Annotated in this window: 22 protein-coding genes; 12 read left to right on the forward strand and 10 right to left on the reverse strand. The window is 69.7% G+C overall.

Annotated elements, in window-relative coordinates:
* Nucleotides 1-122 precede the first annotated feature (122 nt).
* The 7 genes from ACIQMX_RS06735 to pstB all read left to right on the forward strand — a co-directional run bounded on the left by ACIQMX_RS06735 (nt 123) and on the right by pstB (nt 8,231).
* On the forward strand, nt 123-2,375 hold the full coding sequence (locus ACIQMX_RS06735; protein ID WP_363073228.1) for an RNA degradosome polyphosphate kinase: 2,253 nt from the start codon (nt 123-125) through the stop codon (nt 2,373-2,375).
* Entirely contained in the window at nt 2,362-3,357 is a 996-nt protein-coding gene (locus tag ACIQMX_RS06740; protein WP_402475477.1) for a CHAD domain-containing protein, read from the forward strand. Before ACIQMX_RS06735 ends, ACIQMX_RS06740 begins: the two co-directional genes overlap by 14 nt.
* Nucleotides 3,358-3,365: 8 nt before the next feature.
* Nucleotides 3,366-3,782 carry an NUDIX hydrolase gene (locus ACIQMX_RS06745; RefSeq protein ID WP_402475623.1) on the forward strand — a complete coding sequence of 139 codons (417 nt, stop codon included), beginning with the start codon at nt 3,366-3,368 and terminating at the stop codon, nt 3,780-3,782.
* 284 nt (nt 3,783-4,066) lie between these two features.
* Nucleotides 4,067-5,203, forward strand: coding sequence for a phosphate ABC transporter substrate-binding protein PstS (gene pstS, locus ACIQMX_RS06750; protein ID WP_363073232.1), 1,137 nt, complete (start codon nt 4,067-4,069; stop codon nt 5,201-5,203).
* Between the two features lie 155 nt (nt 5,204-5,358).
* Nucleotides 5,359-6,351: a phosphate ABC transporter permease subunit PstC gene (pstC, locus tag ACIQMX_RS06755; RefSeq protein ID WP_363073234.1), complete on the forward strand. Its 993-nt coding sequence runs from the start codon at nt 5,359-5,361 to the stop codon at nt 6,349-6,351.
* Nucleotides 6,348-7,430, forward strand: coding sequence for a phosphate ABC transporter permease PstA (pstA, locus tag ACIQMX_RS06760; protein ID WP_363073236.1), 1,083 nt, complete (start codon nt 6,348-6,350; stop codon nt 7,428-7,430). Before pstC ends, pstA begins: the two co-directional genes overlap by 4 nt.
* 24 nt (nt 7,431-7,454) lie before the next feature.
* Complete coding sequence (gene pstB / locus ACIQMX_RS06765) at nt 7,455-8,231, forward strand: phosphate ABC transporter ATP-binding protein PstB (protein WP_326659443.1); 777 nt, start codon at nt 7,455-7,457, stop codon at nt 8,229-8,231.
* Nucleotides 8,232-8,350: 119 nt separating this feature from the next.
* On the opposite strand, the gene ACIQMX_RS06770 is transcribed toward pstB, so the two are convergent.
* Both ACIQMX_RS06770 and ACIQMX_RS06775 read right to left on the reverse strand, forming a co-directional pair.
* Nucleotides 8,351-9,349 (reverse strand): inorganic phosphate transporter, encoded by a 999-nt coding sequence (locus ACIQMX_RS06770; RefSeq protein ID WP_363073238.1) that lies wholly within the window; start codon nt 9,347-9,349, stop codon nt 8,351-8,353.
* Nucleotides 9,350-9,354: 5 nt separating this feature from the next.
* Nucleotides 9,355-9,975: a DUF47 domain-containing protein gene (locus ACIQMX_RS06775; protein WP_148019498.1), complete on the reverse strand. Its 621-nt coding sequence runs from the start codon at nt 9,973-9,975 to the stop codon at nt 9,355-9,357.
* Between the two features lie 200 nt (nt 9,976-10,175).
* Here ACIQMX_RS06775 and ACIQMX_RS06780 point away from each other — a divergent pair, with 200 nt between their 5' ends.
* On the forward strand, nt 10,176-10,571 hold the full coding sequence (locus tag ACIQMX_RS06780) for a metal-sensitive transcriptional regulator (RefSeq protein ID WP_402475482.1): 396 nt from the start codon (nt 10,176-10,178) through the stop codon (nt 10,569-10,571).
* 33 nt (nt 10,572-10,604) lie between these two features.
* Here ACIQMX_RS06780 and ACIQMX_RS06785 read toward each other — a convergent pair whose 3' ends face one another.
* Together ACIQMX_RS06785 and ACIQMX_RS06790 are read right to left on the reverse strand one after the other, a co-directional pair.
* Nucleotides 10,605-10,832 (reverse strand): hypothetical protein, encoded by a 228-nt coding sequence (locus tag ACIQMX_RS06785; RefSeq protein WP_363073242.1) that lies wholly within the window; start codon nt 10,830-10,832, stop codon nt 10,605-10,607.
* A 120-nt stretch (nt 10,833-10,952) separates the two neighbouring features.
* The gene (locus tag ACIQMX_RS06790) at nt 10,953-11,846 is read right to left on the reverse strand and encodes a hypothetical protein (protein ID WP_402475486.1); all 894 of its coding nucleotides are present in this window, start codon (nt 11,844-11,846) and stop codon (nt 10,953-10,955) included.
* 131 nt (nt 11,847-11,977) lie between these two features.
* Between ACIQMX_RS06790 and ACIQMX_RS06795 the strand changes: the two genes are divergently transcribed.
* Together ACIQMX_RS06795 and ACIQMX_RS06800 are read left to right on the forward strand one after the other, a co-directional pair.
* Nucleotides 11,978-12,166 (forward strand): hypothetical protein, encoded by a 189-nt coding sequence (locus ACIQMX_RS06795; RefSeq protein ID WP_363073246.1) that lies wholly within the window; start codon nt 11,978-11,980, stop codon nt 12,164-12,166.
* A 46-nt stretch (nt 12,167-12,212) separates the two neighbouring features.
* The gene (locus ACIQMX_RS06800; protein WP_402475489.1) at nt 12,213-13,805 is read left to right on the forward strand and encodes an FAD-binding oxidoreductase; all 1,593 of its coding nucleotides are present in this window, start codon (nt 12,213-12,215) and stop codon (nt 13,803-13,805) included.
* Between the two features lie 147 nt (nt 13,806-13,952).
* On the opposite strand, the gene ACIQMX_RS06805 is transcribed toward ACIQMX_RS06800, so the two are convergent.
* From ACIQMX_RS06805 to ACIQMX_RS06825, 5 genes are all read right to left on the reverse strand, one after another.
* Nucleotides 13,953-14,684, reverse strand: a complete 732-nt coding sequence (locus tag ACIQMX_RS06805; RefSeq protein WP_363073250.1) for a phosphatase PAP2 family protein — start codon at nt 14,682-14,684, stop codon at nt 13,953-13,955.
* Nucleotides 14,685-14,952: 268 nt separating this feature from the next.
* The gene (locus ACIQMX_RS06810; RefSeq protein WP_402475494.1) at nt 14,953-15,945 is read right to left on the reverse strand and encodes an NlpC/P60 family protein; all 993 of its coding nucleotides are present in this window, start codon (nt 15,943-15,945) and stop codon (nt 14,953-14,955) included.
* Nucleotides 15,946-16,041: 96 nt separating this feature from the next.
* Nucleotides 16,042-16,602 carry a hypothetical protein gene (locus ACIQMX_RS06815; RefSeq protein ID WP_402475495.1) on the reverse strand — a complete coding sequence of 187 codons (561 nt, stop codon included), beginning with the start codon at nt 16,600-16,602 and terminating at the stop codon, nt 16,042-16,044.
* Nucleotides 16,599-18,407, reverse strand: coding sequence for an alpha/beta hydrolase (locus ACIQMX_RS06820; RefSeq protein ID WP_402475497.1), 1,809 nt, complete (start codon nt 18,405-18,407; stop codon nt 16,599-16,601). The genes ACIQMX_RS06815 and ACIQMX_RS06820 overlap by 4 nt, the downstream gene beginning before the upstream one ends.
* Nucleotides 18,404-18,775 (reverse strand): hypothetical protein, encoded by a 372-nt coding sequence (locus ACIQMX_RS06825; RefSeq protein WP_402475499.1) that lies wholly within the window; start codon nt 18,773-18,775, stop codon nt 18,404-18,406. Before ACIQMX_RS06825 ends, ACIQMX_RS06820 begins: the two co-directional genes overlap by 4 nt.
* 332 nt (nt 18,776-19,107) lie before the next feature.
* On the opposite strand from ACIQMX_RS06825, the gene ACIQMX_RS06830 reads away from it, so the two are divergent.
* A complete protein-coding gene (locus ACIQMX_RS06830; protein ID WP_402475502.1) occupies nt 19,108-21,138 on the forward strand; it encodes a lamin tail domain-containing protein in 2,031 nt (676 codons plus the stop codon).
* Nucleotides 21,139-21,260: 122 nt separating this feature from the next.
* Here ACIQMX_RS06830 and ACIQMX_RS06835 read toward each other — a convergent pair whose 3' ends face one another.
* Nucleotides 21,261-21,758 (reverse strand): peptidoglycan-binding domain-containing protein, encoded by a 498-nt coding sequence (locus ACIQMX_RS06835; RefSeq protein WP_363073260.1) that lies wholly within the window; start codon nt 21,756-21,758, stop codon nt 21,261-21,263.
* Between the two features lie 559 nt (nt 21,759-22,317).
* Here ACIQMX_RS06835 and ACIQMX_RS06840 point away from each other — a divergent pair.
* A complete protein-coding gene (locus ACIQMX_RS06840) occupies nt 22,318-23,580 on the forward strand; it encodes a low temperature requirement protein A (RefSeq protein ID WP_402475503.1) in 1,263 nt (420 codons plus the stop codon).
* Nucleotide 23,581 lies beyond the last annotated feature (1 nt).

A 23,581-nucleotide genomic window follows, 5' to 3' on the forward strand; every position in this document is an offset into this window, starting at 1 on the left:
CAGCTGTGCCGACCCCCCGCAACGGGAGAAATCCCGGCGGAGAGCGCGCCGACCACGCGATCTCCGCGATCTCCTTCCTCTCCGACGCGCCCCCGGAGCACTCCACGCGGAACAATGGGCCCATGAGCCAGCAGCCCAGCTCCGAGGTCCCGGTCCAGCCCACCGCTCAGCCGTCCGTCGGCTCCCTCGCCGCGCACCGGCCGCACGCCGTCGCCAACCCGTCGTCCTCGGCGGCCCTGTCCACCGCGGCCGACCTCGACCCCGACATCGATGCCGACGCCGACGCGTACGAACCCGGTGCCGACGGGGACGAGCTGCCGCAGGGCAGGTTCCTCGACCGTGAACGCAGTTGGCTCGCGTTCAACGAACGGGTGCTGGAGCTGGCCGAGGACCCGGCCACCCCCCTCCTCGAACGGGCTAATTTCCTCGCCATCTTCGCCTCCAACCTGGACGAGTTCTTCATGGTCCGGGTGGCCGGCCTCAAGCGCCGCATCGCGACCGGTGTCGCCACCCGGTCCGCGTCCGGTCTCCAGCCCCGCGAGGTCCTCGACCTGATCTGGACCCGCTCGCGCGAACTCATGGCCCGGCATGCGGCCTGCTACCAGCAGGACGTCGCCCCCGCCCTGTCGGACGAGGGCATCCAGCTGATCCGCTGGCCGGAGCTGACCGAGAAGGAGCAGGCCCGCCTGTTCACCTTCTTCCGCCAGCGCGTCTTCCCCGTGCTGACGCCGCTGGCCGTCGACCCGGCACACCCCTTCCCGTACATCTCCGGCCTCTCGCTCAACCTCGCCGTCGTCGTACGCAACCCGGTCAGCGGCCACCGCCACTTCGCCCGGGTCAAGGTGCCGCCGCTGCTGACCCGCTTCCTGGAGGCCTCGCCGCAGCGCTACGTCCCCATCGAGGACGTCATCGCGGCCCATCTGGAGGAGCTCTTCCCGGGCATGGAGGTCCTCGCGCACCACATGTTCCGGGTCACCAGGAACGAGGACCTGGAGGTCGAGGAGGACGACGCCGAGAATCTTCTCCAGGCCCTGGAGAAGGAGCTCATGCGGCGCCGCTTCGGCCCGCCGGTCCGCCTGGAGGTCGAGGAGTCCATCGACCCGTACGTGCTGGACCTGCTGGTCCGCGAGCTGAAGGTGTCCGACGCCGAGGTCTACCCGCTGCCCGGACCGCTCGACCTCACCGGACTGTTCGGCATAGCGTCGCTGGACCGGCCCGAGCTGAAGTACCCCAAGTTCATCGCCGGCACGCACCGCGACCTCGCCGAGGTGGAGTCCGCCTCCGCGCCCGACATCTTCGCCGCCCTGCGCGAACGCGACGTACTGCTGCACCACCCGTACGACTCCTTCTCCACCTCCGTCCAGGCCTTCCTGGAACAGGCGGCCGGCGACCCGGACGTCCTCGCGATCAAGCAGACGCTGTACCGGACGTCCGGCGACTCCCCGATAGTCGACGCCCTCATCGACGCCGCCGAGTCCGGCAAGCAGGTCCTCGTACTCGTCGAGATCAAGGCCCGCTTCGACGAGCAGGCCAACATCAAGTGGGCGCGCAAGCTGGAGGAGGCGGGCTGCCACGTCGTCTACGGGCTCGTCGGCCTGAAGACGCACTGCAAGCTCTCGCTCGTCGTCCGCCAGGAGGGCGACACCCTGCGCCGCTACTCACACGTCGGCACGGGCAACTACCACCCCAAGACGGCCCGGCTGTACGAGGACCTCGGCCTGCTCACCGCCGACCCGCAGGTCGGCGCGGACCTCTCCGACCTCTTCAACCGGCTCTCCGGCTACTCGCGCCGCGAGACCTACCGCCGGCTCCTCGTCGCCCCGAAGTCGCTGCGCGACGGGCTGATCGTGCGGATCAACAAGGAGATCGCGCACCACCGGGCCGGCCGGCCCGCCTACGTACGCATCAAGGTCAACTCGATGGTCGATGAAGCGATCATCGACGCCTGTTACCGGGCCGCGCAGGCCGGCGTCCCGGTCGACATCTGGGTCCGCGGCATCTGCGCGATCCGCCCCGGCGTCACCGGCCTCTCCGAGAACGTCCGGGTCCGCTCGGTCCTGGGCCGCTTCCTCGAACACTCCCGGGTCTTCTCGTTCGGCAACGGGGGCGAGCCCGAGGTCTGGTTCGGCAGCGCCGACATGATGCACCGCAACCTCGACCGACGCATCGAGGCCCTGGTCCGGGTCACCGACCCCGCGCACCGGGCCGCACTCAGCCGGCTCCTGGAGACCGGCATGGCCGACACCACCTCCTCCTGGCACCTGGGCCCCGACGGGAACTGGACCCGGCACGCCACGGACGCGGAGGGCCGGCCGCTGCGCCACGTACAGGAAATGCTCATTGACGCCCGGAGGCGCCGGCGTGCGACGCCCTGACCACCAGACACAGGCGGACGTGACCGCGGGGGCGGTGCTCGCACCGTATCTGCGGGACCGGGCCGCGGACTTCCTGCGCAGCCTGCGTCTGCACCGCGAGAACAGTGCCCCCAGCGACGCAGGGCCCCAGGCCGCCGTTCAGGCCGCCGGGGCGCTGCGCCGCTCGTCCCGCCGCATCGGCGGCACCCTGCACACCTTCCGGGCCGCGCTCGACCCGCTCTGGGCCGAGCAGCTGCGCACCGAGCTGGCCTGGCTCTCCGGCACGCTCGCCCGCGAGCACGCGTACGCGGACCGGCTGACCCGGCTCCTCGAAGCGCTGCACGGGCTGTCGGGCGCGCCCCTGCCCGCGGCCCGCGCCGAGCCCGGCTCCACCGCCGTCGTGGACAAGGAACGCGCCGTCCTCGGCGTCGGCGCGGCGCGGGCCGGCGCCCTGCTGGAGCGGCAGCTGACCCTCGCCCGGACCCGCGCCCATTCAGCGGCGCTCCAGGCGCTCGGCTCCTCGCGCTTCCACGCCGTGGCCGACGCCGTCGCGCTGCTCGCCTCCGAGGTCCCGCTCTCCGCCCAGGCCGCCGAACCCGCCGGTGAGCTGCTGCGCGAACCCGCCGACCGGGCCGAGCAACGGCTGCTCGGCGCCGTCGCGGCGCTGCCCCCGTGCGAGACGGCCGAGCCGTACAACGAGGCGCACGACGCGCCCTGGCACCAGACCCGCCTGCTGCTGCGCCTGCACCGGTACGCCCGCGAGGTGGTGCGCGGCGCCCCCGATCCGGTCCTGGCCGGCCCCGGTCACGCGCTCGATCTGCACCGGGACGCGGCGGAGGCTGCTGCGGCGGCGGCCGCGGCCGCCCGGACCCCGCGCATCGCGCCGACGACCGCGTACGCGCTGGGGGTCCTCCACGCCGACCAGCGCCACGAGGTGGAGGCGGCACGGTCCGTGTTCCGGGAGACCTGGCCGTACGCGACGGCGGCGGCGATCCGGCCGTGACCCGGGCGGTGGGCGGCACGGTGCGGGCGGCGGGCTGCGTGCTCTGGCGCCGCCCGCCCACGTCCGCCGGCGAGGACGTGGAGCTCTGCCTCGTCCACCGTCCGCGCTACGACGACTGGTCGTTCCCGAAGGGCAAGCTGAAGCGGGGCGAGTCCCCGCGGGACGCCGCCCTGCGCGAGGTCCTGGAGGAGACGGGCCACCACTGCGTGCCGGGGGCCGTGCTGCCCATGGTCCGTTACGTGGTGAACGGCCGGCCGAAAGAGGTCACGTACTGGTCCGCCGAGGCCACGGCGGGCGCCTTCGTGCCGAACGACGAGGTGGACGGCGTGCTGTGGCTCCGCCCGGACGCCGCCCGCACCCGCCTGACCCAGCCCCGCGACCGCGACCTCCTGGACGCCGCCCTGCGGGTACTGCCGGGCGCGTAACCGGGCCCCGGCGAGTGCGGGGCGGGGCGGCCCGGCCCCGGGGCGGGTTTTCCGTGCCCGAACGCCGGACGGGCTGACGCGGCGCACCCCGGAACCAGGCCGCCCGACACGGTTCACCTCCCGTTCACTCACCCCCGCAAGCCACTTCACCTGTTCTGCCTAATTTCGGCAGTGCACGGTGCGAGGAACACACCGCACCGGACACGACTTCCGCTCGACCCACCACATCGCACGCCGTCGTAGACCGAAACCACCACGGCGGCTCCTGGAAGGAACACCCGAAAGTGAAGCTTCAGCGCAAGAACCGGCTTCGTGCCACCGCGCTCGGTGCCCTCGCCGTCTCCGGCGCCCTGGTCCTCACGGCGTGCGGTTCGGACAACAACAGCGGCGGCGACACCGGCGGGAGCGGCGGCCAGACGAAGGCCGCGTCGAACGTCAAGTGCGACGGCGCCAAGGGTCAGCTGCGCGCCTCCGGGTCCAGCGCCCAGAAGAACGCCATGGACCTCTGGGTCAAGGAGTACATGGCCGCCTGCTCCGGTGTGGAGATCAACTACAACTCCTCCTCGTCCGGCGAGGGCATCGTCGCCTTCAACCAGGGCACCGTCGGCTTCGCCGGCTCCGACTCGGCGCTGAAGCCCGAGGAGGTCGCCGACTCGAAGAAGATCTGCAAGACCGGCCAGGGCATCAACCTCCCGATGGTCGGCGGCCCGATCGCGATCGGCTTCCACCTCGACGGCGTCGACAGCCTCACGCTGGACGCCCCCACCCTCGCCAAGATCTTCGACACGAAGATCAAGAAGTGGAACGACGAGGCGATCGCCAAGCTCAACCCGGGTGCCAAGCTCCCGGACAAGGCGATCCAGCCCTTCCACCGCTCCGAGGACTCCGGCACCACGCAGAACCTCGGCAAGTACCTCGGCGCCGCGGCCCCGAGCGACTGGAAGTACGAGGCCGAGAAGAAGTGGCCGGCCCCCGGTGGCCAGGCCGCGTCCGGCTCCTCCGGTGTCGCCACCCAGGTGAAGCAGGTCGACGGCTCGATCGGCTACTTCGAGCTCTCCTACGCCGCCTCGCAGCAGATCACCACGGTCGACATCAACACCGGCGGCGCCGCCCCGGTCAAGGCCTCCTCGGAGAACGCCTCCAAGGCCATCGCCGCCGCCAAGGTCAAGGGCACCGGCAAGGACCTGGCGCTCGACCTCGACTACACGACCAAGGCCGAGGGCGCGTACCCGCTGGTCCTGGTGACGTACGAGGTCGTCTGCGACACCGGCAACAAGGCCGACACCCTCGGCACCGTGAAGTCCTTCCTCACCTACACCGCCTCCGCCGACGGCCAGAAGCTGCTCACCGAGGCCGGCTACGCCCCGATCCCCGAGGCGATCAACGCCAAGGTCCGCGAGACGGTCGCCGGCCTCTCGTAACCCGCACGCACGCACAGCGCACGACGAACAACGCACGACGCAACCGGCGGCCCGGTCCGGCGCATCCCTCCGGACCGGCCCGCCACCCGAACCCATCCGGTGCACCGCCGCCAGGGGAGTCCCCGAGGGGCTCCCCCACACAGACCGGAAAGACCATGGTTTCCACCACACAGACAGAAATCCCACCGGCCCCGCCGGGCAGGCGCACCCGCGCCAAGTCCACCGGCCGCGCCGGTGACAGGATCTTCCTGGGCCTCTCCCGCGGCTCCGGCATCCTGCTGCTCGTGCTCATGGCGTCGATCGCCGTGTTCCTCAGCTACCGCGCCGCGATCGCCATCTCCAAGGACGAGGGCAACTTCCTCACCACGTTCGACTGGAACCCGGCCGGTGACCCGCCCGTCTTCGGCATCGCCGTCCTGCTCTTCGGGACCGTCGTCAGCTCGATCATCGCGATGGTCATCGCGGTTCCGATCGCTGTCGGCATCGCCCTGTTCATCTCGCACTACGCGCCGCGCAGGCTCGCCGGCGTGATCGCGTACGTCATCGACCTGCTCGCCGCGGTGCCCAGCATCGTCTACGGCATCTGGGGCGCGCTCGTCCTCGTGCCCTACCTCGAAGGCCTGAACCTCTGGCTCGACCAGTTCTTCGGCTGGACGTACGTCTTCGAGAAGACCGAGATAGGCGTCGCCCGCTCGCTCTTCACCGTCGGCATCCTGCTCGCGATCATGATCCTGCCGATCGTGACCAGTGTCAGCCGCGAAGTCTTCCTCCAGGTCCCGAGGATGAACGAGGAGGCCGCGCTCGCGCTCGGCGCCACCCGCTGGGAGGTCATCCGCCTCTCGGTGCTGCCCTTCGGCCGCTCCGGTGTCATCTCCGCCTCGATGCTGGGCCTGGGCCGTGCGCTCGGCGAGACGATGGCCGTCGCCACGGTCCTGTCGCCGAACTTCCTGATCTCGCTGCACGTGCTCAACCCGGGCGGCGGGACGTTCGCCCAGAACATCGCCGCGAAGTTCGGCGAGGCCGACGCGTTCGGGCGCGACGCCCTGATCGCCTCCGGCCTGGTCCTCTTCGTCCTCACCCTGCTGGTCAACGGCGCCGCGCGGCTCATCATCGCCCGCCGCAAGGAGTACTCGGGGGCCAACGCATGAGCCACGCATCCACGAGCGTCCGGGAACGCCCGACGCCCACGCCGCCCACGGCCTCCGGCAACCTGAGCAGCCGGACCCTGCCCCGCCTGGCCCCGCTCGGCTTTGCCGTCGTGGCGATCGCCCTCGGCGTCGGCATCAGCCTGGCCGCCGGCTGGCAGAGCCGCGTGCAGTGGGGCCTGATCTCCGCGCTGCTCTTCCTGGCGATCTCGTACGTCGCGACGAGCGTCGTGGAGAACAAGCGCCAGGCCAAGGACCGCCTCGCCACCAGCCTCGTCTGGGTCTGCTTCCTGATCGCCGTCGTCCCGCTGGCCTCGCTGCTCTGGACGACCATCAGCCGCGGCTCGGAGCGCCTGGACGGCTACTTCCTGACCCACTCGATGGCCGGTGTCCTCGGGCCCGAGGCCAGCGGCGGCGTCTACCACGCCCTGATCGGCACCCTGGAGCAGGTCGGCATCGCCACCCTGATCTCCGCCCCGCTCGGCCTGCTCACCGCGGTCTACCTGGTGGAGTACGGCAAGGGCGCGCTGGCCAGGGCCGTCACCTTCTTCGTCGACGTGATGACCGGCATCCCGTCCATCGTCGCCGGTCTGTTCATCCTGTCGATCATGCTGATCGCGGGACTTGAGCCCTCCGGCCTGATGGGTGCCCTGGCTCTGACGATCCTGATGATCCCGGTCGTGGTCCGCTCCACCGAGGAGATGCTGAAGCTCGTCCCCAACGAGCTCCGCGAGGCCTCCCTCGCCCTCGGCATCCCGAAGTGGCGCACCATCCTGAAGGTGGTCCTGCCGACCGCGATCGGCGGCATCGCCACCGGCGTCATGCTGGCCATCGCGCGCATCGCGGGCGAGACCGCGCCGATCATCCTGCTGGTCTTCGGCAGTCAGCTGATCAACCCGAACCCCTTCGAAGGCGCCCAGTCGTCACTGCCGTTCTACATCTACGAGCAGTACAAGATCGGTGAGGCCGCGTCCTACGACCGCGCATGGGCAGCAGCCCTGGTCCTGATCGCCTTCGTCATGATCCTCAATCTGGTGGCCCGCGGCATCGCCCGCTGGAAGGCCCCCAAGACCGGCCGATAGGGCCAGCAGAAAGCAGTGATTCAGATGGCCAAGCGCATCGACATCAGTGGCCTGTCCGCCTTCTACGGCAGCCACAAGGCGATCGACGACATCTCCATGACCGTGGAGCCCCGCTCCGTGACCGCCTTCATCGGCCCGTCCGGCTGCGGCAAGTCCACCTTCCTGCGCACCCTGAACCGGATGCACGAGGTCACCCCCGGTGGCCGCGTCGAGGGCAAGGTGCTGCTGGACGACGAGAACCTGTACGGATCGAACGTCGACCCGGTCACCGTGCGCCGCACGGTCGGCATGGTCTTCCAGCGCCCGAACCCGTTCCCGACCATGTCGATCTTCGACAACGTCGCGGCGGGCCTGCGGCTCAACGGCTCGTACCGCAAGAACGCCCTGGCCGACATCGTGGAGAAGTCGCTGCGGGGCGCGAACCTGTGGAACGAGGTCAAGGACCGGCTGAACAAGCCCGGCTCCGGTCTCTCCGGCGGCCAGCAGCAGCGTCTGTGCATCGCCCGCGCCATCGCGGTCGAGCCCGACGTCCTGCTGATGGACGAGCCGTGCTCCGCCCTGGACCCGATCTCCACCCTCGCGATCGAGGACCTGATCGGCGAGCTGAAGGAGCGCTTCACGATCGTCATCGTGACGCACAACATGCAGCAGGCGGCCCGGGTCTCGGACCGTACGGCCTTCTTCAACCTCGCGGCGGTCGGCATGCCCGGCAAGCTCGTCGAGATCGACGAGACGGAACGCATCTTCTCCAACCCCTCGGTCCAGGCCACGGAGGACTACATCTCCGGCCGCTTCGGCTGAGGGTTCCCGCAGACGGCCTTGGGGTGCTGCATGGCGGTGCCACCACAAGGCGAAGGGTCCGCCCCGCTCTCCATGAGGAGAGCGGGGCGGACCCGTTCGTACGGTGTGCGGAGCGGCGGTCAGCCGAACATCAGGACGACGACCCCGTAGCTCGCGGCAGCGACCAGCGCCGCCGCCGGCATCGTGATGAACCACCCCAGGATGATGTTCTTCGCGACACCCCAGCGGACCGCGTTGACCCGCTTCGTGGCGCCGACACCCATGATCGCCGAGGTGATGACGTGCGTCGTCGAGATCGGCGCGTGGAAGAGGAACGCCGAACCGAACATGATCGAGGCGCCCGTCGTCTCCGCGGCGAAGCCCTGCGGCGGGTCCAGCTCGATGATCTTCCGGCCGAGCGTACGCATGATGCGCCAGCCACCGGCGTACGTACCCAGCGACAGCATCAGCGCGCAGACGAGCTTCACCCAGACCGGGATCGGGTCGCTGTAGGTCTCGTGGCCGGAGATGACCAGGGCCATCACCACGATGCCCATCGTCTTCTGCGCGTCCTGCAGACCGTGACCGAGCGCCATGCCCGCGGCCGAGACCGTCTGCGCGATCCGGAAACCGCGCTTGGCCTTGTGCGGGTTGGACTTCCGGAACATCCACATGATGGCGACCATCACCAGATAGCCGGCCACCAGGCCGATCACCGGCGAGATGAACATCGGGATGACGACCTTGTCGAGCACCCCGTCCCAGTGCACCAGCGTCCCGCCGGCCAGCGCGGCGCCGACCATTCCGCCGAACAGGGCATGGGAGGACGACGACGGCAGGCCGAAGTACCAGGTGATCAGGTTCCAGATGATCGCGCCGACCAGTGCGGCGAAGAGGATTCCCATCCCCTTGTCGCCCGTGGGCGTCGCGATCAGGCCCTCACTGACGGTCTTGGCGACCCCGCTGCCGAGGAACGCGCCGGCGAGGTTCATCACCGCCGCCATCGCCAGGGCCGCACGGGGGGTGAGGGCCCGGGTGGAGACCGAGGTGGCGATGGCGTTCGCCGAGTCGTGGAAGCCGTTCGTGTACGTGAAGCCGAGCGCGACGCCGATGGTCACGACCAGTACAAAGGTGTCCACGTGGTTCAGGACTCCTTGACCGCGATGGTCTCCACCGTGTTCGCGACGTGCTCGAACGCGTCCGCAGCCTCTTCCAGCACGTCCACGATCTGCTTCAGCTTCAGCACCTCTATGGCGTCGTACTTGCCGTTGAAGAGCTGGGCGAGCAGCTTGCGGTGGATCTGGTCGGCCTGGTTCTCCAGGCGGTTGACCTCGATCCAGTACTCGGTGAGGTTGTCCATGGTCCGCAGGTTCGGCATGGCCGCGGCAGTCAGTTCCGCCGCCCGCGCCAGTACCTCGACCTGCTGCTCGACACCCTTCGGGAGCTCGTCCACCTGGTACAGCACGACCAGGTCGACGGCCTCCTCCATGAAGTCCATGATGTCGTCGAGCGACGAGGCGAGGTTGTAAATGTCCTCGCGGTCGAAGGGCGTAATGAATGAGGAGTTCAGCTGGTGGAAGATCGCGTGGGTGGCATCGTCCCCCGCGTGCTCCGCTGCCCGCATGCGCTCCGCGATCTCGACTCGGGAGGCAGAATCCGCCCCGAGCAGTTCCATCAGGAGTTTCGAGCCCGTGACGATGTTGTCCGCGGATGCGGAGAACATGTCGTAGAAGCTCGTCTCCCTGGGGGTCAGACGAAAGCGCACGTGGGGTCCTCGGGGTGCTTTGGATTCGGTCAGGCTGATGCTAGGCGCATCATCCGGCCACGGCTAACCGGCATTCTTCAGTGTCGCGCATCAGGCACAGTGATCAGCACGGGGCCCCGGTCACGTTTCAGCTGAATTCGTTAGGATATACCCACCAGGGGTATATAAACGGCAGGGTAAAGGGAAAACGGGAGGCAGCAATGACCACTACCGAGGCCACCGAGGCGAATCGGCCGGCCGACGCGGCGCACGACGCGGGCACGGCCGACGCCACGGCTCCCGCCGAAGCGATCGTGACCGACCACGACCGCGGGATACACGGCTACCACCACCAGAAGGCCGAGCACCTCAAGCGTCTGCGCCGCATCGAGGGCCAGATCCGCGGCCTGCAGCGCATGGTCGACGAGGACGTCTACTGCATCGACATACTCACCCAGGTGTCGGCGTCCACCAAGGCGCTCCAGTCCTTCGCGCTCCAGCTGCTGGAGGAGCACCTGCGCCACTGCGTCGCCGATGCGGCGGTCAAGGGCGGCGAGGAGATCGACGCGAAGGTCGAGGAAGCCACCAAGGCCATCGCCCGCCTGCTGCGCACCTGATCAGCGCCCCGGCCCACCCGCCTGCCCACCTGCTCAGCGCCTCGGCCCGCGTCTGTCGCCCGCCCCGTCACCCCGGTGATCCGCCTGCCGGGGGACGGTGGTGCGCTCGGTGATCACCTTCACATCGAGCACCTCGTCGATCCGGTCGGCGCTGAGCCGCTCCCCGATGGCCGCGGACGCCGCGATCATCAGCTCCCCGCAGAGCTCGATCTCGGCGAGAGCCACATGGTCCGATACGGTCCGCGGGCTGAGCGTCACCACGTCACTCACCTCTCACTGCCGTCGCCGACTTCCCAGGGTAGGGAATGCGCCACACACCGCGCATGGCACGGACGGACCATTTCGCCGCCGCCGGATGCCTAGGAACGGCCCGGGCCCGGCCTACGAACCGTCCGCCGTTCCCCCCGGTGCGCGCCCCTGTTCGATCTCTCCCGTGTAGATGTCGCGCGCGTCCGGCAGCGGTACGGAGACCCGCACACCGAACCCGTACAGCAGCGTCGTCGACACCACCTCCCGCGTCCGCCCCTCGTTGACGAAGCTGAACCGGTGGCGCACCTTGCGCAGCCGGCCCTGCTCGTCCAGATACGCGTCGAACGGCACGCTGTCCGTCCGGAACCCGTTCGCCGCCGCCGTCAGCGCACCGCGCGAAGCAGCCGAGGCCCGGCGCGCGGCGCGAGCGATGTCGGTGGTTCCCCGGTAGTGCCGCACGGTGACCCCGGCCAGGTCGGTTTCGCCGACGTACGTCACCGCGCTCACCCCGCCCAGCAGTTCGGCCGCCGCCATCGGGTCGGTGACCCCGCCGGTCACCAGGTTGCCGTCCGCCAGCGCCGTCGTGTCGATCCTGACCCACTTGTCGGCGGGCACCCCGGCCCCGCGGTTCATCATGTACAGCGCACCCGGGGCCAGCAGTTCCGTGATGGGCCGGTGCTCGTCCTCACCCGCCGCGTCCTGCGGCAGCACGACCTTGAGCCGGCCGGACTGGGTACGGAAGTCGTACGTCCCCCTGCCCCTGATCGTCACCCGGGTACCGCCGGACGCCGTCTCCATGGACGTGACCACCTCGGCGCTCCCGGCCACGGCCCCCGGTCCCGCCAGCACCGCCGCGGCCCGCCGCACCGCCGCGACGCCGCCCGGGCCGGACCGGGCGTCGGCCGCGGCACGGTCCCCGTCACCGCCGTCCCCGCCGCACCCGGCGGCCGCCACCATCACGCCCACGACCGCGAGGGCGCACACAGCGCGCGTCCCGCCTCCGGACCTCTGCTGCTGCACCACCATCGCCTGCCAACCCCCAACGCCGACCGCTGCCCGAGCTCCCCACCCGCTCCGCATAACGACCGCCCGTGCCCCCCGTAACGCCGCCCGCACACCCCTCACCGCCGGACGGCCCTGCCCAGTACCTTGGACGCGTGTACGACCAACACACCGCTGAGGTCCCGCCGGCCGTTCCACCGGCCCGGTCCGCCCATGAAGCCACCACCGTCGAACGCGGTTCGTTCTGCACCGCCCGCTGCAGCTGCGGCTGGTCGGGCCCCGCCCGCCGTTCCCGCGACCGGGCCCGTACGGACGCCGAGGAACACCGCACGGCCACGGCCTGACCACGGCCCTCCCCTCGCCCCTCCCTCCCCCCACTCCGGAGGTCCGATGACCCTGCCGAACCGGCGCACCGTCCTGACCGCGGGCGCCGCGGCCGTACTCACCGCAACCACCGCCGCCTGCGACGGCCCCAGCCCGGGCACCCCGGCCGCCGGCCCCACCCCGGCCACGTCCGCGGCCACGACCGGGTCCCCCGCCGCACCGTCGAAGACCTCGTCGCCCGTTCCGGCGGACTGGCCGGCCCTGGCCAGGAGCCTCGCCGGCTCCCTCGTACGCCCCGACGACGCGGCCTACCCGACCGCCCGTCAGCTCTACAACACCCGTTACGACAGCCAGAACCCGGCCGCGGTCGCCTACGTCCGGCACGAGGCGGACATCCGTGAATGCCTGGCGTTCGCCCGCCGCAGCTCCGTACCCGTCGCCATCCGCAGCGGCGGGCACTCCTACGGTGGCTGGTCGAGCGGCAACGGACGGCTGGTCGTTGACGTCTCGTCACTCAACCGCGTCGACCGGAACGGCACGATCGGCGCGGGAGCCCGCCTCCTCGACGTCTACCAGGGCCTCGCCGCGCACGGCCTGACCATCCCCGGCGGCTCCTGCCCCACGGTCGGCATCGCCGGCCTGACCCTCGGCGGCGGTCACGGCGTCGCCTCGCGCGCGTACGGCCTGACGTGCGACAGCCTGACGGGCGCGACGCTCGTCACCGCCGACGGCAGGACGCTCACCACCGACGCCAAGCACCACCCCGACCTGTTCTGGGCGCTGCGCGGCGCGGGCAACGGCAACTTCGGCGTCGTCACCGAACTCCGCTTCCGCACCAGCCCGGCCCCGCAGACCGTCGCCGCGTACATGTCCTGGCCGTGGGCGCGCGCCCGGGACGTGGTGACGGCCTGGCAGGAGTGGGGCCCGGACCAGCCGGACGAGATCTGGTCCGCCGCCCATGTCGCGGCGGGCCCTGGCGGCGGCAACCCGACGGTGTCGGTGTCGGCGTTCAGCCTCGGCACGTACGGCGACCTGCAGAACGCCGTCGACCGCCTCGCCGACCGGATCGGCGCCTCCGCGTCCTCCGTCTCGCTGCGCCGCCGCAGCTACCAGGAGGCGATGCTCGTGTACGCGGGCTGCTCCGGCATCACGGACGCCCAGTGCCACCTGCCCGGCACCACACCGGGCCGCGACCCGCAGGGTTCGCTCCAGCGCGAGACGTACGCGGCCGCCTCCGACTTCTACGACCGCTCACTGCCTCCGGAGGGCGTCCGGGCCCTGCTCGACCGGACCGAGGCCTTCACCCGGATCCCCGGGGACCAGGGCGGCGGCGGCTCGGTCGCCCTCACCGCGCTGGGCGGCGCGGTCAACCGGGTCGACCCGCAGTCCACCGCGTTCGTCCACCGCGGGTCCCGGGTGCTCGCCCAGTACATCGGGGCATGGCGCGCGGGAACGACCGGCACCGCTCAGCAGAAGTGGCTGAAAGACACCCATGCAGCGCTGCGCCCTTACGCCTCGGGGGCGGCCTACCAGAACTACGCGGACCCGGCCCTGACGGACTGGCGAGAGGCCTACTACGGCTCGGCCCTCGCCCGCCTCGGCGAGGTGAAGAAGCAGTACGACCCGGAGGGGTTCTTCACGTACCCGCAGTCCCTGTGACGTACGGCCACCTGGCTGACCACCCACGGGCCCCTCGCTCGGATCATGCGGGCTCGCGAGGTCCCGCCTGATCCAGACCGGTCCAGACCGAACCGGCCCAGCGAGCCCAGCCGGCCGAACCGGCCGAACCGGCCGAACCGAGAGACCTTAGGCCGCCAGGCCTTTCTCGCCCTCCGAGCCGCCGCCCGAACCGGGGCGCGGCTCGGGGATCCCGAGCGCCTCGCCGCTGCCTGCGGCCTCCGCGGAGAGCGGGCTGCGCGACCTGACCAGCCAACCCAGCCGGCCCGACCGTGAGACGGCACCCACCAGGGGCGTCAGCAGCATCATGGCGAGCGGCGCGAGGAGCAGTGCGGCGGCCGTGCCGAGCGCGAAGCCGCCGATCACGTCGGTCGGGTAGTGCACACCCATGTAGATCCGGCAGAACCCTTCCAGCAGGGCGAGCGCGATCGCCGCGATGCCGAACTTGCGGTTCGCCACGAAGAGTCCGACGCCGAGTGCCATCGCCATGGTGGCGTGATCGCTGACGAAGGAGAAGTCGTTCTTCCCGTCCACCAGGACGTCGAGCCCCTGGTGGTCCTTGAAGGGCCGCGGCCGTTCCACGAATCCACGGATCGGGATGTTGATCAGCAGGGCGATCCCGGCGGCGAGCGGCGCCCAGACGAGCCCGGCGACCGCGCTCACCGAGTCCTCGGCCGTGCCGCGCCGGCGGACACTCCACCAGCACCACAGGACCACCAGGACCATGCCGAGCATGATCCCGTACTCACCGACGAACTCCATGACCCGGTCGAACCAGGTCGGAGCGGACTTCGCGAGCCCGTTGATGTCGTAGAGCAGGCTGACATCGGGGTTCGACCCATCCAGTGCGAGTCCAGCCATCTGCCGCGGCCCCTTGCCTTGTCTGCTGCTGCGGCACACACCCATGTGCGCCGCTATGACGAACCCCCGTATTCGGTTCGGTCACTTACGTGCGTCGGGGCGACGCTAGGTCAGTGGCTGCGGCCCCGGTCCATTCAGAGAACGACGCGTCCCGTGCGTACGTTCCACTCTCTACCGAATGATCACCATGACGTTATCGAAGAGTGACTCATCGTCGCAGCTCAGGGCCCAGGCTTCACAGAGAGTTCCGGCCACCGACGCCCCCACGTCAGGCCGCCGGCTGCGCGGTCGGAAGGGCCGCGGCACCGTCCTTGGTGACGCGGGTCGCACCGAAGTAGTCGGGCGTGTCGATCTTGTCGAACCGGATGACGGCACCGGTGTACGGGGCATTGATCATGTACCCGCCTCCCACGTACAGGCCGACGTGGTGAATGGCCCGCGAGTTGGCCAGGTCGTCGGAGAAGAACACCAGGTCCCCGGGGAGCAGCTCGTCGCGCGAGGGGTGCGGCCCGGCGTTGTACTGGTCGTTCGCCACGCGTGGCAGCTCGATGTCGACGGTCCGGTACGCGGCCTGGGTCAGCCCCGAACAGTCGAACCGGCCGCCCTGCTCCGGGGTGCCGTTGCCACCCCACAGGTACTTCGTACCGAGCTTCTTCTGCGCGAAGTAGATGGCACCCGCCGCCTGCTGAGACGGCTGCACCCGCCCGACGGGCCGGGCGAAACTCTTCTCCAGGGTCCGGATGATCTTGACGTAGTTCTGCGTCTCCGTGATGGCGGGGACCCCGCCGGACTTGATGACCCGGTACGCCCCTGCGTTGTAGGCGGCGAGCATGTTGTCGGTGGGGTCCCCGGGAACCTTCTTCACGTACCCGGCGAGCTCGCAGTCGTACGAGGCGGCGGACGGGATCGCATCGGCGGGATCCCAAACGTCCCGGTCCCCGTCGTTGTCCCCGTCGAGCCCGTGCGAGGCCCAGGTCCCCGGGATGAACTGCGCGATGCCCTGAGCGGCGGCCGGACTCTGCGCACGCGGATTCCAGCCGCTCTCCTGGTAGAGCTGGGCGGCGAGGAGCGCCGGGTTGATGGCGGGGCAGAGGTTGCCCCACTTCTGCACAAGAGGCTGGTACTTGGCCGGCACAGCCCCCTTGGCCAACGCCACGGCCCCACCCCCGCCGCCCATGAGGCCGGCGGCGGCGGAGTACGTACCGACGACGAGCAGCGCCACGAAGAGCATGGCTGCGCCGACGCCGATCCCACCTGCCATCCAGTATTTCCGCACCCCTCAACCATCCCCCATCGGGGAGGGGTTCATGGGCGTTTTCGACGGTGTGTACGAGTCATCGGGGTCACTGATGGGCCATCAGGATGCGCCGGTGGACCAGAAGTCGGAGTGGACGTTGGGGCGGGGGATCACTTCGGCCCCCGCGTAACTCGGCCCGCTCGGCTTGGTAACCGGGTCAGCCACCTCCGCCTCGCGGACGCATGGACTGTCCACCTCGAAGAAGAATTGCCCTGCCCCTCCAACGATCAGACTCACTCCAAATCCCTCTTTCGTCTGAGCAAAGATCGCTGGCACCTCCAGATCATCGTTGACTGCCTTGATCCTGTAGTGGCTGCTCCGCCAGAACCGGTCAACTAGCCCCAGGAGGCTTCCGCGGCGCTCGGCAGAAACGATAGTCATCACAACCCGCCTACGGGTTACGTCGCAAGTACCCGTTGTTGTCGGACCATGAACCCACTGGACTCCCGGTTGAATCTCTTCGAATACAGCATCAAGAATGCCGTCAGCATGCTCAGCAGCCTCTTGCATGTCCATGTGAGCCTCACTCCTCTCACTCGACTCGTTGCCGGCACTTGCACACGAGGCGGTCAACGCACACGAGATCAACACGATGGCAGCCCTGCCGAACTTACCCTTCACCGATGCTCCTCGGTCTTGATTTTCTCGGGGCGCCCCGCAGAAACAAGTGCGATGTTATTCGCCGATACCGAATCTCTATGCGGATCGAAGTAACGAGAGTGAGCATCAATCGAAGCTCCGTCCGAGCTGATCAATTTTGGCCCCTCATCAACCTGAAAACGTCGCGCACCAAAGGATTTACTAGCAGGATCCCGGCCGAACCAGAGGTCGTCATCATCCTGGTCTGCGGCCTCACCAAGAAGATGCGCACCGACAGGCCCTGTAGCAGCCAATACGGCAACCCCTACTGCACTCTGTTGCTTCGATGGCAACTTGGTCACGACATCGTTCTCTGCAGCCCCGACGAAAACGTGATCCTTACCTACCCCGAGATCCTCTGCACGATCTACACCGACCCCAGGACTGCCCACCAGGACAATGTCGTCAACCCCTGGGATGCCTCCCGCATGCTGCGTAGCAGCGCCTACGGTCCGAGAACCGTAAGAGTGACCGATCGCGGTCATATGAGGGTCACTATTCTCATTCGTGGCCGACAATCCGCTCATGAACTGCCGGAAGGATCTTCCACCTTCCTCGGCGCGACTATCTCCCATAACATCGAGACCGTCCCATCCATCCGGCGACTGAGGCGCATCGTATCCAAGCCACACAATCGCAGCACTCGAGGAATCGTAGTATCGAGCACCAATCGCCGTGTCGCGTGCGCGCTTCAAATCACCCTCCGCAAACTCTTTGTCCAGCGAAGTATTCAGGCCCGGAACGTACGTTGCGACGTTCTTTGCCTCATCAGGATTACCAAACGAAACAATTGCCCGCCCGTTGCCCTCATCTCCAATGCCCAACAAGTACATAGGCGGCTCGCCAGGTCGCCGTCCCGCCTGCAACTGCCGATCAATCTCCCGCAGCCCCGCCAGCTGCGTCTCCGCCCGCTCCCCGTCCCGCCCCTCCAGCTTGCCGATCAGCAGCTGCAGGTTGTCGCGGTTCGCCGTGTCGCGGATCAGGGCCGGGATGCCGTCCAGGTTGCCGATCTGGTCCGGGTACACCGCGAGGTACTCCTCGCGCTGTTCGTCCGTCAGGCGCGCCCACCACTCCCGCCGCGCCGCCGGGCTCGCGTCGTACGGGATGCCCGACCTCAGGTAGCCCCCGGCCACGTCCCGGACCACCGCCGCGTCGCCCGCCGCGTCCGTCCACGTCCGGTCCGGGACCTTCAGGCCCTCCTCGGCCTTCAGCTTCCGCAGGATCCTGGCGAACCGCCAGTCGACCTCGGCCGCCGTCCGCACCGCCTTCGCGACCCGGTCCGCAATGTCCTGCGCCTTGGCCGTGTGAGGGTTCGGGGCCACCAGCCCCGACGGCGGCAGCAACCCCGGCGCACCCTTCGCCGACGCCGTTCCGCCTGCCAACGGCGCCCCGTCGACCAGGCCCTCCCCCGCCTCCGGATACGTCACCGACCCATCCGGATGCACCGTGAACCTCAGCGCCTGCGCATCCTCCAAGGCCTCCCGCAGCACCCGTTGCTGAGCCTTCATCTCGTACGCGAGGCTGTTCAGCGTCGTACGGACGAGACCGCACTCCGTGTACACGTACTGAAGGTTCCGGCTCAGCTGCCGCAGCCGGCCCACCGCCGCGTCCGCCGCCGCGCCCTGCTGCGTCTCGCGCAAACCGTTCAGCAGCTGCTTCTCGATCCGGTCCCGCCCGGCGTCGGCCCGATTGCTCGCCCTGCCCCAACCGTCGGCCGCACCTTCCAGCTCGGAGCAGTTCAGGTCCCGTAACTGCGCCCAGGTCAGCCCGGAAGTCCCCGCCGTCATCGCTCGACCCCTCGTGTCCGCCTCGCCACGGGCGCGAAGGACGACTTCACCGTCTCGTTCGTCTCGCCCTGGGCCCGGGCGACCGCACGAAGGTTGCCGGCCAGCGCGCCGCACTCACGGCGCGCCGTCTCGAAGCGCCGCTCCCACGACTCGCGTACGGAACCCAGTTCGGCCAGCGCACTCAGGCCGGCCGTCCCCGCGAGCAATCCCTCGTGCGCGGTGGCCAGCTCCGTCCTCACCGGGCCGAGATGCGCCCCCATCCCCTCCGCACCCCCGGCAGCCCGCAGCCACGCCGCTTCGCTGTGCCGCAGCTGGTCCCCACCGGCCGAGCCGCCCTCTCCGCCCGCCAGATCACTCAGCCTCTGCATCCCGTTCACCCCGTTCGCCCCGCTCGCCCGTTCCTTGATCGTGGAGCGGAACTGTGCCAAACAGGGACGCCGCGACACGCCGGGCACCAGGCGCCCGGCAGAGGGCCGACCCCCGCTCTCCCGGCCCTCCTCGGACCTCCCCGCCCCGATCCCGCCCGGCGCAGATCACCCGAACGGTGGACCGGGCACGGTGGACCGGGCACGGCATCCCCACCTCAGCCGGGAATCGCGGCCGGCGGCGCACCGAGGCGAGCCCTGGCGTTCCGGAGGCCAGCAGGCGGCGTTCAGCTGGAGTACACGCCGTTTCAAGATCGCGTCCCCAGAGTGTGCTCGTGCCTACCTCCTCATACGCGCGCGCCGGCGTCGCCTCCGCATGCGCCACTGCGCTGACACTGTCCGGACTGCTGCTCACCGGAATGGCGACCGCTCGGACCGCGGCCGCGAGCACGGCCTCAACCGCGGCCACCGCCGCCTCCGCCGCGGACCCGGACGGCTATGCAAACGTCCGTGTCAACGAGCTCACTTCGTCGGGCAACGACACAGTGGAGCTGTACAACGCCGGCTCGGCCGCCGTGAGCATCAGCGGCTGGAAGATGTCCGACGACAGCTTCTCGCCGCAGTCGTTCAGCCCTTCCTCCAGCACCATCCCGGCCGGTGGCTTCGTCACCTTCGACTCGCCCAAGGGCCTGGGCGATGCGGACAAGCTGGTGATCTACACGTCCGGTGGCACGGTGGTCGACCGCGTCGAGTGGGCGACCGGCCGGGCGAAGCCGGCCATGGCTCGCTGCGGCGGCGATGGCACCGGGGCGTGGGTGACCGCGGCGTCGTCGTCCACCTTCGGCGCCCCGAACACGGCGGGCTGCCCGTCGTCGGTCCCGGCGGCCAGCCGCGTCCGCGTCAACGAGGTCTCCTCCAACAGCCCCGACACCGTGGAGCTGTACAACGGCGGAACGAGCGCGATCAGCGTCGCGGGGTGGAAGTACGCCGACGGTGACACCTCCCACTCCCCGGCGTCGGTCTCGTCCTCCTCACCCAGCGCGACGAGCATCCCGGCGGGTGGCTACCTCACGTTCGGTTCCACCATCGGGCTGGGCGACAACGACTCGGTGTTCCTCGTCGACGGCAGCGGCAACAGCATCGACTCGGCGACCTGGGCGACCGGCGGCGCCAAGCCGTCGTACGAGCGCTGCACCAACGGCACCGGAAGCTTCCGGACGGCCGTGACCGCCACCCCCGGTGCCCAGAACTCCTGCTCGGGCAGCACCGGCGGCGGTGACGACGGCGGCGACGGCGACCCCGAGACCGGTGAGCTGCTGGGCGGCGGCGGTTCGCTGACCAGCGGCTGCACCCCCGAGGCGCCCAGCGGCACGGGCTCCGTCCCGAGCGGCGCCCTGACCTGGCCCGGCGGGCCGGACGTCACGATCGCCGACAACGTCTGCGCGTTCACCACATCCACCGGCACCGAAGGCCGGGACCTGAGCGGCCTGGCGTTCGACCCGGCGCACCCGTCGGTGCTCTGGGCCGTCAAGAACAAGAACTGGCTGTACAAGCTGGTCAAGAGCAACGGCAAGTGGATCCCCGACGCGACGTGGAGCGCGACCGGCAAGCAGATCCGCTTCACGGGCGGCTCCGGCGAACCGGACTCCGAGGGCCTGACGGTCGGCGGCAACGGACACATCTACGTGACCTCCGAGCGCGACAACGCCGACAACAAGGCGCCCAAGGACACGATCATGGAGTTCGACCCGGCGTCGACCGCATCGACGCTGACGCCGGTGCACCAGTGGGACATGACCTCCCAGTTCCCGCAGCTCGACACCGGCAGCAAGGACGACGCCAACCTGGGCTTCGAGGGCGTCGGGTACGTGCCGGACAGCTGGCTGACGGCGAGCGGCTGGACCGACCCGCGCACCGGCACGGCCTACGACCCCGCGAGTTACCCGCTGCACGGGGCGGGCCTGTTCTTCGCCGGCCTGGAGTGGGACGGCTCGCTCCACGTCTACGGCCTGAACTCGGACGGCACGTACACGACGTTCGGCTCCATCCCGACCGGCAAGGCCTCCGTGATGGACGTGACGTTCGACAGCGGCACCCAGCGTCTCGTCGCGACCTGCGACAACACCTGCGGTGAGACCCACACGTTCATGAAGGTCAACGCGTCCGGAGCGCTCGTTCCGGACGTGACCTACAAGAACCCGGCCGTCATGCCGACCGACAACCTGGAGGGCTTCGCGCTCGCACCGGCCTCGACCTGCGTCAACGGCTTCCGCGAAGCGGTCTGGAGCGACGACGGTGTCTACGGCTTCGGTGCCGGTAGCTCCTCCTACGGACACGCCCTCTACAGCGGCTCCTTCCCCTGCTGAGACCGCCTGCCGCGGGTGACGCTGCGCCTCCTCGCCGAAGAGGACCGCGCATCAAGCCCCGATCTGCCCGGCCGGCCCCCGCGCGACGTCTCGCGCGGGGGCCGGCCGGGCTCCGGCGCTCGTCACACCTGGGTCGGGTTCTTGCACATCCAGGGATAGAACGGCGCCCCCTTGTCCCCACGCACCTGCCACATCATGGCGCTCCGCGTCTTCGGCCCGAAGACGCCGTCGACGTTGCTCCCCGTGAAGTGCAGCTGATACTTCTGGAGGGACTTGACGGCCTTCACCGTGCCCGCTCCGTAAGAGCCGTCGATGCCGCCGCTGTTCTGGATCAGCCTGGCAGCCGCGCTCGAGGAGTAGCAGGTCACGATCGTGTCCTGCAGAGCCTTCACCGCGGACGTGGAACCCGTCCCCAGCTTCAGATTGCAGCTGACACCACTACCCGACCGCGCCGGCACCCTGACGTACTCGTAGTTCCCGGTGTATCGCAGTGAGGTGGTGTTGCACGCCGCGACGGCCGCCTGCGCGGAGGAACCCGTGGCGACGGCAAGCGAGAGCGAGGCTGCGGTCACAGCCGTGGCCGTGACCAGGACCTGCAGTCTGCGCGAAATGGCACGCATGTACGTGCCTCCCTTCTGTTCGGACTTCTCATCGGGCTTCTCGTCGGACTTCTCATCGGGACCGGGCCATGAGCGGCCCGGGCTTCCGCTCCGCCGGCTGCCCGTGAGGCCGCGGCATCGACCGAGTGAGCCATGCTCACGACGATCGCCCGGTTCGCGACCCCACGTAGCCCCCGTGGCCCCCCGTGGCGGCCCCCGTAACCCTCACCCGGTGACCATGAAGACGGACGCTAGCCACCGCCCTGGCACGCCGTGAAGGTCACTCGGACCCTTGTGGCACAACATGAACCCTTGTGACGCGACGGTGAACCCGTCCTGACCGCGTATCAGTGACGGTTACAAGCGACAGCGGCGAACCCGGCCCTGCCCTGTCCGCACCGTCGTTCAGTGGCGCTCGGCGGCGGCCCGTCGAACGGTGGACAGGTCACAGGCCGGCCGCGCTCCAGCGGCACATCGCGGCAACGCACCGCGCACTGCGGGCCGTACCACGAGACCGCGATGCGAAGCCGGGCGCCCCGTGCCGTCCGGCCGGACGGCGGAACGGGAAGAATGCGCCCCCATGAGCCTTTCGCAACCCTCCCCGCTCTCCCCCGCCTCCTGGCACCGGCCCATGGTCGCCCGCCTGTCCGACGAACAGCACCGCACCGCGACCATGCTGGAGCTGTTCTTCGACCTCTGCTTCGTCACGGCCGTGGCCCAGGCGGCGACGGCGTTCGAGCACGAACTCGCGGGGGGACACATCGGCCACGGCGTCCTCGGCTACGCGATGGTGTTCTTCGCGATCTGGTGGGCCTGGATGAACTTCACCTGGTTCGCCTCCGCCTACGACACCGACGACGTTCCCTACCGGCTGCTCACCCTCGTCCAGATCACCGGCGCCCTCGTCCTCGCCGCCGGGGCGTCACAGGCGCTGCAGCACGAGGACTTCACGGTCATCACCTGGGGCTACGTGATCATGCGGCTCGCCATGGTCACCCAGTGGCTGCGTGCCGCCCGTTCCGACCCGGAGCGGCGCTCCACGTGCCTGCGTTACGCCGTGGGGATCTTCGTCGTGCAGATCGGCTGGGTCGTACGCCTGGCACTGCCCGAGGACACCGGCCTCGCCACCTTCGGCCTTCTGGTCCTGGCCGAGATCGCCGTACCCGCCTGGGCGGAACGCTCGGCCACCACCACCTGGCACCCGCACCACATCGCCGAACGGTACGGCCTGTTCACCCTGATCGTGCTGGGCGAGTCGATCACCGCCGCCACCGGAGCCGTGCACGCCGCACTCGACTCCCACACGGCACTCGGCGACCTCGCCGCCCTGGTCGTCGGGGGCATCCTGACGGTCTTCGCCCTGTGGTGGCTCTACTTCGCGCGGAGCGCGCGCGTGCACGACCGGCTCAACACCCTGCGCATGGCACTTCTGTGGGGCTACGGCCACTACCTGGTCTTCGCGTCCGCGGCCGCGGTCGGCGCCGGTCTCGCGGTCAACGTGGCACACACGACCGGCCACGGACACCTCTCCGACCGGTCCGCAGCAGCGGTCTACACGATCCCGGTCGCCGTCTTCGTGACCCTCGTATGGCTGTTGCACCACCGCACCGGCGGCCTGCGCCGCGCGGCCGACGTCCTCCACCCCGTCGCGGTCCTCGCCATCCTGGCCGCCACGTTCGCGCCGTCCCCGGTCCTCGTGACCGGCATCATCACGGCGCTCCTCATCGCCGCGACGCTGGTCCTGTCCGCGCGCGGCGACGCAGGCGGTCAAGCGGACGAGGGCACGACCGCGGGCACTCCCCCGGCAGCCGCCGAAGGCCCACACACGCCGCCGGGTTCCTGAA

Origin of the sequence: Streptomyces sp. NPDC091416, assembly GCF_044756845.1 — a bacterium.
In the GTDB taxonomy this organism is placed as follows: Bacteria; Actinomycetota; Actinomycetes; order Streptomycetales; family Streptomycetaceae; genus Streptomyces.